The organism is Streptomyces flavofungini (assembly GCF_030388665.1).
Taxonomy (GTDB): Bacteria; Actinomycetota; Actinomycetes; order Streptomycetales; family Streptomycetaceae; genus Streptomyces; species Streptomyces flavofungini_A.
In genome coordinates this window covers 2,370,303-2,383,491 of sequence record NZ_CP128846.1, presented here as the reverse complement: position 1 = coordinate 2,383,491, position 13,189 = coordinate 2,370,303, and the positions used below count along the sequence as shown (strand labels likewise).

The following is a 13,189-nucleotide window of genomic DNA, read 5'->3' as shown; positions in this document are numbered from 1 at the left end:
TCCACCTTGATGAGAGTTGACGCGAGGGGCCGCACGTGCGTGAGCAGCAGATTCCGGTTGTCGTCCTCACCGGCTTTTTGGGCTCCGGAAAGACGACGCTCCTGAACCATCTGCTGCACCGCAGCGGAGGCAGCCGGATCGGCGCGATCGTCAACGATTTCGGGTCCATCGAGATCGACGCGATGGCCGTCGCCGGAGCGCTCGGCGACTCCACCGTCTCGCTCGGCAACGGATGCCTGTGCTGCGCCGTGGACGCCAGCGAACTGGACGAGTACCTGGAGCGACTGGCCGACCCGGCCGCCCGTATCGACGTCATCGTCATCGAGGCCAGTGGGCTCGCCGAGCCGCAGGAGCTGATGCGGATGGTGCTGGCCAGCGAGAACCCGAACATTGTGTACGGCGGTCTCGTGGAGGTCGTCGACGCCGCCGAGTTCGACGCCACCAGGCAGCGGCATCCGGAGGTCGACCGGCACCTGGGCGTCGCGGACCTCGTCGTCGTCAACAAGGCCGACCGGGTGAGTGACGCCGAACGGGAGCGCATCCTCGCGGAGGTGCGCCGCCTCACCGACCGCGCGGCCGTCGTCCCCGCCTCGTACGGACGCGTCGACGTGGCGCTGCTGCTCGACCGCAAGCCCGTGGGGGAGCGCGTCGGGCAGCTGTCCTTCGACGACCTGCATGACCACGACGACCGGGCCGACGGGCCCAACGCGGAGGGGCCCGGCTCCGACCGGACCGACGCCGACCACGCTCCCTGCGGGTGCGACGACCCCGCCCACCACCTGCACGCCGGCTACGAAAGCCTCTCCTTCACCTCCGAAGCGCCCCTCAACCCGCGCCGTCTGATGGCCTTCCTCGACAGCAGGCCCGAGGGGCTGTACCGCATCAAGGGGTACGTCGACTTCGGCGCCGCCGACGCCCGCAACCGGTACGCGGTGCACTCCGTGGGCCGCTTCCTGCGCTTCTACCCCGAGCCGTGGGAGCCCGGTGAGAAGCACCTCACCCAGCTCGTCCTCATCGGCTCCGGCATAGACGTCACGGCGCTGGACGCGGAGCTGACGCTGTGCCGGGAGAACGACGAGGACGCCCCGCACACCGATGAGTTCGGCATGTGGGGCGTCCTGCGCTACGTACAGGAGCCGGAGGGGGAGCCGGGCGCGGGACCGGGCTCGGGGCCGAGCTCGGACGCTGCCTCCGCCCCGGGCGCGGACGAGCCCGCTTCGGATGAGCCCGGCTCCGACGACTGACTACACCGGCCCCGCCACCGCCGCCACCGGCTTCGCCAGCGACACCCCGGAGCCGTCCCGGCGCGGGTCGACCTCCGGCAGCTCCGCAGGAAGGCCGTTGCGCTGGGCCGCGCGGGGTGGCGTCGGGCCCGCCCAGGCGAAGCTCAGGCAGTCCTCGCCCTTCAGGAGCCGCTGGCAGCGCACGCCGCCCGTGGCGCGGCCCTTGCGCGGGTACTGGTCGAACGGCGTGACCTTCGCCGTCGTGTGCACCGAGTCGTCGAGGGTGCCGCGCGAGCCCGCGACCGTGAACACCACGGCGTCCGCCGCGGGGTCGACGGCCGTGAAGGACAGGACCTTCGCGCCGTCGGAGAGCTTGATGCCCGCCATGCCGCCCGCCGGACGGCCCTGCGGGCGGACCTGCCCCGCCGGATAGCGCAGCAGCTGCGCGTCGTCCGTGATGAAGACCAGGTCCTCCTCGCCCGTGCGCAGCTCGGCCGCGCCGACGATGCGGTCGCCGTCCTTGAGGGTGATGACCTCCAGCTCTTCCTTGTTGGCCGGATAGTCGGGCACCACACGCTTGACGACGCCCTGTTCGGTGCCGAGCGCCAGGCCCGGTGAGGACTCGTCCAGCGTCATCAGGCAGATCAGCTTCTCGTCCGCATTCAGGGAGAGCAACTCCGCGACCGGCGCCCCGCCGGAGAGGTTGGGCGCCGAAGCCGTGTCCGGAAGCTGGGGAAGGTCCACCACGGAGAGCCGAAGGAGCCGCCCCTCGGAGGTCACCGCGCCCACCTCGCCGCGCGCCGTCGCGGGCACCGCGGAGACGATCACGTCGTGCTTGACGCGCTTGCCGTCGCTCTCCCCGAAGGGCTCGCCGTTGGCCGTGCGCGCGAGCAGCCCTGTCGACGACAGGAGCACCCGGCACGGGTCGTCGGCCACCTGCAGCGGCACCGCGGCCGCGGGCACGCCCGCCGACTCCAGGAGCACCGTGCGCCGGTCCGTGCCGAACTTCTTGGCCACGGCGGCCAGTTCGGCGGAGACCAGCTTGCGCAGCTCCGCGTCGGACTCCAGGATCCGCGTCAGCTCCTCGATCTCCGCCTTCAGCTTGTCGCGCTCGGACTCCAGCTCGATGCGGTCGTACTTGGTGAGGCGGCGCAGCGGCGTGTCCAGGATGTACTGCGTCTGGACCTCGCTCAGCGAGAAGCGCTCCATCAGCCGCTCCTTGGCCTGCGCGGAGTTCTCGCTGGAGCGGATGAGGCGGATGACCTCGTCGATGTCGAGGAGGGCGACGAGCAGGCCCTCCACCAGGTGCAGCCGGGCCTGCTTCTTGCCGCGACGGAACTCACTGCGGCGCCGCACGACGTCGAAGCGGTGGTCGAGATAGACCTCGAGGAGCTCCTTGAGGCCGAGCGTGAGCGGCTGGCCGTCCACCAGGGCGACGTTGTTGATGCCGAAGGACTCCTCCATCGGCGTCAGCTTGTACAGCTGCTCCAGGACGGCCTCAGGGACGAAGCCGTTCTTGATCTCGATGACCAGGCGCAGGCCGTGCTGGCGGTCGGTGAGGTCCTTGACGTCGGCGATGCCCTGCAGCTTCTTCGAGCCGACCAGGTCCTTGATCTTGGAGATGACCTTCTCGGGGCCCACGGAGAAGGGCAGTTCCGTGACGACCAGGCCCTTGCGGCGCGCGGTCACCGACTCCACGGAGACCGTGGCGCGCATCTTGAAGGTGCCGCGCCCCGATTCGTACGCGTCCTTGATGCCGGACAGGCCGACGATGCGGCCGCCCGTGGGCAGGTCCGGGCCCGGGATGAAGCGCATGAGCGTGTCGAGGTCGGCGCCCGGGTGCTTGATCAGGTGCCGGGCGGCGGCGATGACCTCGCCCAGGTTGTGCGGCGGCATGTTCGTCGCCATGCCGACGGCGATGCCGGAGGAGCCGTTCACCAGGAGGTTCGGATACGCCGCGGGGAGCGCGACCGGCTCCTGCTCCTGGCCGTCGTAGTTCGGCTCGAAGTCGACCGTGTTCTCGTCGATGGACTCCGTCATCAAGGAGGTCGCGTCGGCCATGCGGCATTCGGTGTACCGCATCGCGGCGGGCGGGTCGTCGTTGCCGAGGGAGCCGAAGTTGCCGTGGCCGTCGACCAGGGGGAGGCGCATGGAGAAGGGCTGCGCCATGCGCACCAGGGCGTCGTAGATCGACGCGTCGCCGTGGGGGTGCAGCTTGCCCATGACCTCGCCGACGACGCGGGCGCACTTCACGTAGCCGCGCTCGGGGCGCAGGCCCATCTCGTTCATCTGGTAGACGATGCGGCGGTGCACCGGCTTCAGGCCGTCCCTGGCGTCGGGCAGGGCGCGGGAGTAGATGACGGAGTAGGCGTACTCGAGGAAGGAGCCCTGCATCTCGTCGACGACGTCGATGTCGAGGATCTTCTCCTCGAACGAGTCGTCGGGCGGCGGGGTCTTCGTGCTGCGGCGGGCCATCGCTGCTGCGGCTCCTTCACCAACAAAGTGCGGGATCTGACGCCGACCATTGTGGACTGTCCCACTGACAACGCCGACCACGACCCGGTAGTGGGCGGGCCCCGAGCGCGCGTCAACCGCGCGCCGCACCCGTACCGCCCACGCGCCGCACGCCCACCGGCCGCGCGCCCCACCCGCATCGACCCCGCGGCGGCGCCCCCACGGCGCGCCCGCGCCGAGCGCACGCCCCACCGGTCCCACCGCCTCCGCGGCTCACCCGCCCGGCCGGACGGCGTCCGCACCCGCGGCGGATCACGCCGAGGGCGAAACCCGACTACGCCGAGGGCGGAGCGGGAACTTCGCCAGGGGTCCGAGGCCTTGCTTACAGTGGCAGGACTTGGCAGCACTTATCGAGGATTTCGCGATCGAAGGGACGTACATGCCCATGGGTCACACGGCCACAGCCGAGGCCGGCTCCGGCGGCCTGACAGCGACCGAGCACCGGCTGGCCAACGGCCTGCGCGTGGTGCTCTCCGAGGACCACCTGACCCCGGTCGCCGCGGTCTGCCTCTGGTACGACGTCGGTTCCCGCCACGAGGTCAAGGGCCGTACGGGCCTCGCCCACCTCTTCGAGCACCTGATGTTCCAGGGGTCGAAGCAGGTCCAGGGCAACGGCCACTTCGAGCTGGTGCAGGGCGCCGGCGGCTCGCTGAACGGCACCACCAGCTTCGAGCGCACCAACTACTTCGAGACGATGCCGACCCACCAGCTGGAGCTCGCCCTCTGGCTGGAGGCCGACCGCATGGGCTCCCTCCTGTCGGCGCTCGACGAAGAGTCGATGGAGAACCAGCGGGACGTCGTCAAGAACGAACGCCGCCAGCGCTACGACAACGTTCCGTACGGCACGGCCTTCGAGAAGCTGACCGCCCTCTCGTACCCCGAGGGTCACCCCTACCACCACACGCCCATCGGCTCCATGGCCGACCTGGACGCGGCCACCCTCGAGGACGCGCGGGAGTTCTTCCGTACGTACTACGCGCCCAACAACGCGGTCCTCTCGGTCGTCGGCGACATCGACCCCGAGCAGACGCTCGCCTGGGTCGAGAAGTACTTCGGCTCCATCCCCTCGCACGACGGCAAGCAGCCCCCGCGCGACGGCTCGCTGCCCGAGCGCATCGGCAAGGAGCTGCGCGAGGTCGTCGAGGAGGAGGTCCCCGCGCGCGCCCTGATGGCCGCCTACCGCCTCCCGGAGGACGGCACGCGCGCGTGCGACGCGGCCGACCTGGCGCTCACGGTCCTCGGCAGCGGCGAGTCCTCGCGCCTGTACAACCGCCTCGTGCGCCGTGACCGCACCGCGGTCACCGCCGGCTTCGGGCTGCTGCGCCTCGCCGGCGCGCCCTCCCTCGGCTGGCTCGACGTGAAGACGTCCGGCGACGTGGAGGTCCCCGTCATCGAGGCCGCCGTCGACGAGGAGCTGGCCCGGTTCGCCGCGGAGGGCCCCACGCCGGAGGAGATGGAGCGCGCCCAGGCCCAGTTGGAGCGCGAGTGGCTGGACCGGCTGGGCACGGTCGCGGGCCGCGCCGACGAACTGTGCCGGTACGCCGTCCTGTTCGGCGACCCCCAGCTCGCCCTCACCGCCGTCCAGCGCGTCCTCGACATCACCGCCGAGGAGGTCCAGGAGGTCGCCAAGGCCCGCCTGCGCCCCGACAACCGCGCGGTGCTCGTGTACGAACCCATCGCTCCCCAGGACGCGGACGACACCGGCCCCGAAGGCGCCGCCGGCACCGACGAGGAAGACGAGGAGACGGCGAAGTGACCGAGGCCGCAACGATGCAGTTCCACCCGCAGCCCCAGGCGGGCAGCGCCAGGCCCTGGGCCTTCCCCGCCCCCGAGCGCGGCGCGCTCGGCAACGGCCTGACCGTGCTGCGCTGCGACCGCCCCGGCCAGCAGCTCGTCGCCGTGGAGATCCACCTCGACGCCCCCTTGGACGCCGAGCCGAAGGGCCTGGACGGCGTCGCCACGATCATGGCGAGGGCCTTCTCCGAAGGCACCGACAAGCACTCCGCCGAGGAGTTCGCCGCCGAGCTCGACCGCTGTGGTGCCACCCTCGACGCGCACGCGGACCACCCCGGTGTCCGGGTCTCCCTGGAAGTGCCCGTCTCCCGGCTGCCCAAGGCGCTCGGCCTGCTCGCCGACGCCCTGCGGGCGCCCGCGTTCGCCGACAGCGAGGTCGAGCGCCTGGTCCGCAACCGCCTGGACGAGATCCCGCACGAGGCCGCCAACCCGGCACGCCGCGCCGCCAAGGAACTCTCCAAGGAGCTCTTCCCGGCCTCCGCGCGCATGTCGCGGCCGCGCCAGGGCACGGAGGAGACGGTCTCGGCCATCGACTCGGCGGCCGTACGCGCCTTCTACGAGAGGCACGTCCGTCCCGCCACGGCCACCGCCGTGATCGTCGGCGACCTCACCGGCATCGACCTGGACGCCGTCCTCGCCGACACCCTCGGCGCCTGGACCGGCGGGGCGGCCGAGCCGCGCCCGGTGCCCCCGGTGACCGCCGACGACCGGGGCCGCGTCGTCATCGTGGACCGCCCCGGCGCCGTCCAGACGCAGCTGCTCATCGGCCGGGTGGGCCCGGACCGGCACGACCGCGTGTGGGCCGCTCAGGTCCTCGGCACGTACTGCCTGGGCGGCACCCTCACCTCGCGCCTGGACCGCGTCCTGCGCGAGGAGAAGGGCTACACCTACGGAGTGCGCGCCTTCGCCCAGGTCCTGCGCTCCGCCCCGGACGGAACGGGCGCCGCGATGCTCGCCATCAGCGGCTCCGTGGACACCCCCAACACGGGCCCGGCCCTCGACGACCTGTGGAAGGTCCTGCGCACACTCGCCGCGGAGGGCCTGACGGACCCCGAGCGCGATGTCGCCGTGCAGAACCTCGTCGGCGTCGCCCCGCTGAAGTACGAGACGGCGGCGGCCGTCGCCGCCACCCTCGCCGACCAGGTCGAGCAGAACCTGCCGGACGACTTCCAGGCCCACCTGTACCGCCAGTTGGCGCAGACGGGCACCGTGGAGGCCACCGCGGCCGTCGTGAGCGCCTTCCCGGAGGACCGCCTGGTGACGGTCCTCGTGGGCGACGCCGCGCAGATCGAGGAGCCCGTCAAGGCGCTCGGCATCGGTGAAGTGACGGTGGTCACCGGCTGATTGCCGGGACGGACGGCGGGGACGGGGTGTGAACCGGCGGTGCCGGACCGGCGGCGGCGAGCCGCTGTCGTAAAGCCGGACATAGCGTCATCAATGCCTCGTAAGAACAGGGACCCCAGTGGCTCAGGAAGCCGCTGGGGTCCCTGCATGCCGCCATATGTCCGAATTGGCATGGAGGTTGCTCGTCTGCGCTGTGGCGTGCGCTACAAAAGGCCTGATTCGTTTGTCGATTGAAAGATGAGACGTTTAGCGTCGGTCCGGCTGTCCGTCAGGCAGTAAGCCGCGCCCGCGGCACCGGACAGTCATCGCCGAGTCCCCGTACGGCGCGAGCCAGGGGAGCCGGGGACCCACACGTCCCTGGGGTGAATCGGACCCCTTGCCGCGAGGCGAGGAGCCCGTAGGAGACCTTCCTGCTCCGAACCCGTCAGCTAACCCGGTAGGCGAGAAGGAAGGAAAGGATCAGCCGCTTCATGGCGTTCACCCGCCCGACCGGCAAGCACCGCCGTCCGAGCCGCATCTCGCGCACGACCGCAAGCGCCGCGGGCGTCGCCGCGCTCACCACCACCGGGGTCATCTCGGGCCTGGCCGCTCCGGCCCTCGCCGCCGAAGGCAGCTCCGCGGAGTACGCGCACACCGGCCTCACCCAGTCCGTCTCCGTCGGGGACTCCCTGGCCGACGAGGTCGACGCCCAGGCCGCGGCCCAGAAGCACGCCGCCGCCGAGGCCGCCGCCCAGAAGAAGGCCGAGGCCGAGGCCCGCGCCCAGGCCGCCGAGGCCAAGCGCAAGGCCGCCGAGGCGAAGCGGAAGGCCGAGGCCGCCGCGAAGGTGAAGGCCAAGAAGGAGCGCGAGGCCAAGGAGCGCGCCGCCCGCGAGGCCGAGCGCAAGCGCCTCGGCTCCTACGTCGCGCCGATCGAGGGCGGCTACGTCTCCACCGGCTACAAGACCGGCGGCGCCATGTGGTCCTCCGGCAGCCACACCGGCGTCGACTTCCACGCCGCGTCCGGCACCCAGGTCCAGGCGGTCGCCGCGGGCACCGTCGTCGAGGCCGGCTGGGGCGGCGCCTACGGCAACAACGTCGTGATCCGCCACAACGACGGCACGTACACGCAGTACGGCCACATGTCGTCCCTCAGCGTCACCGTCGGCCAGGCGGTCACCCCGGGCCAGCAGATCGGCCTCTCCGGCTCGACAGGCAACTCCAGCGGCCCGCACCTGCACTTCGAGGCCCGCACCGGCGCCGACTACGGCTCCGACATCGACCCCGTGGCGTACCTCCGCTCGCACGGCGTCAACGTCTGAATCCTGATGCCGGGGAACCTCCCGGACGTAGGAAAGCCCCGGCTCACCGAGCCGGGGCTTTCCTGTGCATGTGCGCCCCTTTGGCCAAAAGATATCCATGGATTCCGCCCTCCCGTCGGAAAACCCGGCCTTCTGCAATAGAGTTCATGGCGGCAGGCTCGATGGAGTCGTTGAACGAGCGCCATTCGACGCGTCGGCCGACGCGTTTCGCGGGCATTTAAACGGAGGTCCGTCATGCGCATTCCCGCGCACTCGGTATGCACGGCCATCCGGGACGACATCGTCTCCGGTGTCTACGAACGCGGCACGCGCCTCACCGAGGAACTGCTCGCCCGCCGCTACGGCGTCTCCCGCGTCCCCGTGCGCGAGGCGCTGCGCACGCTGGAGGCCGAGGGCTTCGTCGTCACCCGCAGGCACGCGGGCGCCTGCGTCGCCGAGCCCACCGAGCAGGACGCCGCCGACCTCCTGGAGATCCGCGCGCTCCTGGAGCCCCTGGCGGCCGCCCGCGCCGCCCAGCGCCGCACCGACGCCCATCTGAAGGTCCTGCGCGGGCTCGTCCGGCTCGGCAAGGAACGCGCCCGGCGCGGCGGCTCCGAGGACCTCCGCTCGCTCGACGGCTGGTTCCACGAGACGCTCACACAGGCCTCGTCGAGCCCCAGTCTGATCGCCCTGCTCACCCAGCTCCGCCACAAGATCGCCTGGATGTACGTCGCGGAGCCCCAGGCCGCCCCCGCGCAGACCTGGTCGGAGCGCGCCGCCGTCGTCGACGCCGTGGCCCGCGGCGACGCGGAGCGGGCCCGCACGCTCACCGCGCTGCACGCCGAGCGCGCCCCCGTGGCGCACCGGCCGCGGACCGGCCCCCGCGCCGGGCGTGTGAGGGATTCGCAACATGCCGTCAACACGGTGAGCGCTCGGAATTAACGGCGGCGCCGTATACAAATAGGGACGTGTCCGCGGTCGCCTTTCGCTACCTGAATTTCGACTTCGGATATGCGCCGAATGGACGCTGAATATGTGCTGAATGCGCGCCGGATGTGCGACTGCATGGGTGCTGGATGTGCGACTGCATATGTGTCGGTCGGTCGACCGCATATGTGCTGTCAGTCGGCCGCACAGGTGCCGGTGGGGTGACCGCATATGCGCCGGTCGGGCGGCTGTCCATGCGTCATGAGACGTGTGCCGGATACGCGAGGGGCCCGTCCTGCATTCAGGACGGGCCCCTCGCGTATGTGCCGGGCGGCGTTCTCTGCGTACAGAGCGCCAGGCGCACTAGACGGTCTCGGGAAGCTCCTCGAGCCCCTCGGCGACCAGCTTCGCCAGGCGGTCGAGAGCGGCATCCGCGCCCTCGGCGTCCGAAGCGAGCACGATCTCCTCGCCGCCCTGCGCGCCCAGACCGAGCACCCCGAGCATGGAGGCGGCGTTGACCGGGCTGCCGCCGGCCTTGGCGATCGTCACGGGGACGCCGGCGGCCGTGGCCGCGCGGACGAAGATGGAGGCGGGCCGGGCGTGGAGGCCCTCGGCCCAGCCGACGTTGACGCGGCGCTCAGCCATGTGTTGCTGCCCTTCCAGGTGTCTCACACTTGTCTAGACCACTATCTCATGCCGACCCGGATGCTCCCGCCGGACGTCCGTCACCTCGCACCACGGACGTACGACCCCTACCCGGCCGTCTCTTCGACCACTCCTACACTGCCCCGGCCCGGGCGGCCGCGCGACCCGTACTCTGGCCCCATGCAGACCCCGGCGGACGGCCCAGCGCACACCTCGTCGGACAGCGCCGCGCCCGCCCCCGCGGATCAGCACCCCTACCCCTCCCACTGGGAGGCCGACGTCGTGCTGCGGGACGGGGGCACCGCCCGGATCAGGCCCATCACCGCCGCCGACGCGGACCGCCTGGTCAGCTTCTTCGAGCAGGTCTCCGACGAGTCGAAGTACTACCGCTTCTTCGCTCCGTACCCCCGCCTGTCCGCCAAGGACGTGCGCCGCTTCACCCATCACGACCACGTGGACCGCGTGGGCCTCGCGGCCACCGTGGGCGGCGAGTTCATCGCGACCGTCCGCTTCGACCGCATCGACGCCCAGGGCCGCCCCGCCTCCGCGCCCGCCCACCCGTCTCCCCCCACCACCCATGCCGGAGGGCGCTCCGCGCCCGCCCCCTTTGAAACGGCCGAGGTCGCCTTCCTCGTCCAGGACGCCCACCAGGGCCGCGGCGTCGCCTCCGCGCTCCTCGAACACATCGCGGCGGTCGCCCGGGAGCGCGGCATCCGCCGCTTCGCCGCCGAGGTCCTGCCCGCCAACACCAAGATGGTCAAGGTCTTCACGGACGCCGGCTATCAGCAGCGGCGCAGCTTCGAGGACGGCGTCGTACGCCTCGAACTCGACCTGGAACCCACCGACCGCTCCCTGGCCGTCCAGCGCGCCCGTGAACAGCGCGCCGAGGCCCGCTCCGTGCAGCGCCTCCTCGCGCCCGGCTCCGTCGCCGTGATCGGCGTGGGCCGCTCCCCGGACGGCGTCGGCCGCGGCATTCTGCGCAACGTCCTGGGAGCCGGTTTCACGGGGCGGCTGTACGCCGTGAACAGTGCCCTCCCCGAAGGGGCCACCGACATCGACGGGGTGCCCGCCCACCGCTCCGTGCGCGACATCGCCGACCCCGTCGACCTCGCCGTCGTCGCCGTCCCCGCCGAACGCGTCCCCCAGGCCGTCGCCGACTGCGGCGAACACGGCGTCCAGGGGCTCGTCGTCATCTCCGCCGGATACGCCGAGAGCGGCCCCGAGGGACGCGAACGGCAGCGTGAACTGGTCCGCCAAGCACGCTCCTACGGGATGCGCATCATCGGACCGAACGCCTTCGGAGTCATCAACACCTCTCCGGAGACCCGCCTCAACGCCTCCCTGGCGCCGGACCTGCCGCCCGCCGGACGCCTCGGCCTGTTCACCCAGTCGGGCGCCATCGGCATCGCCCTCCTGTCCCGGCTGCACCGCCGTGGCTCGGGCCTGTGGGGCCTGTCGACGTGCGTCAGCACCGGCAACCGCGCGGACGTCTCCGGGAACGACGTGCTCCAGTACTGGTACGACGACCCGGACACCGACGTCGCCCTGATGTACCTCGAATCCATCGGCAACCCCCGCAAGTTCACCCGCCTCGCCCGCCGCACCGCAGCCGTGAAGCCCCTCGTCGTCGTCCAGGGCGCCCGGCACAGCGGCATCGCGCCCACCGGCCACGCGGGCGCCGCCACCCGCCTCCCGCACGCCACCGTGTCGGCGCTGCTGCGGCAGGCCGGGGTGATCCGCGTGGACACCGTCACCGAACTCGTCGACGCCGGACTGCTCCTCGCCGGGCAGCCGCTGCCCGCGGGGCCCCGCGTCGCCATCCTCGGCAACTCCGAGTCGCTCGGCCTGCTCACGTACGACGCCTGCGTCGCCGAAGGCCTGCGGCCGCTGCCGCCCCTGGACCTGACGACCTCCGCGTCCCCGGACGACTTCCGCACCGCGCTCGCCGCCGCGCTGGCCGACGAGGGCTGTGACGCGGTCGTCGTCACCGTCATCCCGTCCCTCGGCGAAGCCGGCCGCAAGGGCGAGGACGAGTCCCTGGCGACGGCCCTGCGCGCCGCCGCCGCGAGCTGCCCCACGAAGCCGGTCACGGTCGTGCACGTGGAGCTGGGCGGCCTCGCGAAGGCCCTGTCCGCGGCGGCGAGCACGGGGCCGCGCGCGGCGGCGGTCACGGAGCAGGGAGACCAGGTCCATCCGGTGGGGTCGGGTCACCAGGGGGACACGGGCCGTGCGCGGGGATCGAGCCCCCAAGGGGACGCGGCCCGCGCGGCGGGCCCGGGCCACCTGTCGGGACCGGCTCGCCCGGAGGACACGGCTCACCCAGCGGGCCCGGCCCACCCGACCGACCTCGCCCACCCCGCCGCCCCCACCGCACCGACACCCCCGCCCGCTCCACCGCGCCCCCAGGCCGGACCCGGCGCACCCCCGCCCCGGGCCGACCGGCCGGGCCCCACCCCCCGCGCGGACCCGCCGCCCCACCACCGCATCCCCGCCTACCCCGCGGCCGAGCGGGCCGTCCGCGCGCTCGCCGAGGCCGTCAAGTACGCCCAGTGGCGGCGTGACATCGCCGAGCCCGGCAAGGTGCCCGAGTACGACGACATCGACGAACAGGGCGCGGGCGAACTGATCGAGCGCCTCCTGGCCAAGGCCGACGACGTCCGCGGGGTCACCCTCGACGCCGACGACGCCCACGACCTGCTCGCGCGGTACGGCATCGGCGTGCGCCGGGCCCTGGCCGCCCCCGACGCCGACACCGCGGTCCGCGCCGCGCGCGAGGCCGGCTACCCCGTCGCCCTCAAGACCACCGCGCCCCACCTGCGCCACCGCCCCGACCTCGGCGGCGTCCGCCTCGACCTCGCCGACGAGGAACAACTGCGGCGCGCCTACCGGGAGCTGACCCACACCCTCGGCAGGCCCGCCGAGCTGCGCCCCGTCGTCCAGGCCATGGTGGCCCGCGGCGTGGACACCGTCGTGCGCGCGGGCCACGACCCCGTCGCCGGTGCCGTGCTGTCCTTCGGGCTCGCCGGAGCGGCCTCCGAACTGCTCGGCGACACCGCGCACCGGCTGATTCCGGTCACCGACCGGGAGGCGGGCAACCTCGTCCGGTCGATCCGGACGGCCCCGCTCCTGTTCGGCTGGCGGGGTTCGGCCCCCGTGGACACCCCCGCCCTCGAAGAGCTCCTGATGCGCCTCTCGCGGCTCGTCGACGATCACCCCGAAGTGGTCACCGTCTCACTGGAGCCGGTGGTCGTCGCGCAGGAAGGCCTCTCCGTCCTCAGCGCGACCGTGCGCCTCGCCCCGCCGCCCGCCCGCGACGACCTGGGCCCGCGCACCCTGCCCGCGTACTGACGGCGTGCGCCCGTGGCCCGCCGATGCCCCGCGCGCGTGGCCGACGAGTGCGCACAGGGGGTGCCCGCGCGGCCACTGGGCACCTTGGGCCAGGCGCCGGGCCGTAGGATGGGCGGC

8 protein-coding genes and 1 riboswitch are annotated in these 13,189 nt (G+C 72.5%); of the genes, 6 read left to right on the top strand and 2 right to left on the bottom strand.

What is annotated here, in order from left to right; translation table 11 throughout:
• Nucleotides 1-35 precede the first annotated feature (35 nt).
• Nucleotides 36-1,244: a CobW family GTP-binding protein gene (locus QUY26_RS09235; protein ID WP_289944916.1), complete on the top strand. Its 1,209-nt coding sequence runs from the start codon at nucleotides 36-38 to the stop codon at nucleotides 1,242-1,244.
• Here the strand turns inward: QUY26_RS09235 and QUY26_RS09230 are convergent, their stop codons facing one another.
• Nucleotides 1,245-3,698, bottom strand: a complete 2,454-nt coding sequence (locus tag QUY26_RS09230; RefSeq protein ID WP_289944914.1) for a DNA gyrase/topoisomerase IV subunit A — start codon at nucleotides 3,696-3,698, stop codon at nucleotides 1,245-1,247.
• Between the two features lie 418 nt (nucleotides 3,699-4,116).
• Between QUY26_RS09230 and QUY26_RS09225 the strand changes: the two genes are divergently transcribed.
• The 4 genes from QUY26_RS09225 (at nucleotide 4,117) to QUY26_RS09210 (ending at nucleotide 9,094) form a co-directional block, all read left to right on the top strand.
• Nucleotides 4,117-5,493: a M16 family metallopeptidase gene (locus QUY26_RS09225; protein ID WP_289955612.1), complete on the top strand. Its 1,377-nt coding sequence runs from the start codon at nucleotides 4,117-4,119 to the stop codon at nucleotides 5,491-5,493.
• Nucleotides 5,490-6,875 (top strand): M16 family metallopeptidase, encoded by a 1,386-nt coding sequence (locus QUY26_RS09220; RefSeq protein ID WP_289944912.1) that lies wholly within the window; start codon nucleotides 5,490-5,492, stop codon nucleotides 6,873-6,875. Before QUY26_RS09225 ends, QUY26_RS09220 begins: the two co-directional genes overlap by 4 nt.
• Before the next feature lie 296 nt (nucleotides 6,876-7,171).
• Nucleotides 7,172-7,332, top strand: a riboswitch (cyclic di-AMP (ydaO/yuaA leader).
• Nucleotides 7,333-7,345: 13 nt separating this feature from the next.
• The gene (locus tag QUY26_RS09215; protein ID WP_289944911.1) at nucleotides 7,346-8,173 is read left to right on the top strand and encodes a M23 family metallopeptidase; all 828 of its coding nucleotides are present in this window, start codon (nucleotides 7,346-7,348) and stop codon (nucleotides 8,171-8,173) included.
• A gap of 234 nt (nucleotides 8,174-8,407) precedes the next feature.
• A complete protein-coding gene (locus tag QUY26_RS09210) occupies nucleotides 8,408-9,094 on the top strand; it encodes a GntR family transcriptional regulator (protein WP_289944910.1) in 687 nt (228 codons plus the stop codon).
• Between the two features lie 348 nt (nucleotides 9,095-9,442).
• On the opposite strand, the gene QUY26_RS09205 is transcribed toward QUY26_RS09210, so the two are convergent.
• Nucleotides 9,443-9,724, bottom strand: coding sequence for an HPr family phosphocarrier protein (locus QUY26_RS09205; protein WP_289944909.1), 282 nt, complete (start codon nucleotides 9,722-9,724; stop codon nucleotides 9,443-9,445).
• Between the two features lie 180 nt (nucleotides 9,725-9,904).
• On the opposite strand from QUY26_RS09205, the gene QUY26_RS09200 reads away from it, so the two are divergent.
• The gene (locus QUY26_RS09200; RefSeq protein WP_289944908.1) at nucleotides 9,905-13,072 is read left to right on the top strand and encodes a bifunctional acetate--CoA ligase family protein/GNAT family N-acetyltransferase; all 3,168 of its coding nucleotides are present in this window, start codon (nucleotides 9,905-9,907) and stop codon (nucleotides 13,070-13,072) included.
• The last annotated feature ends 117 nt before the right edge of the window (nucleotides 13,073-13,189 follow it).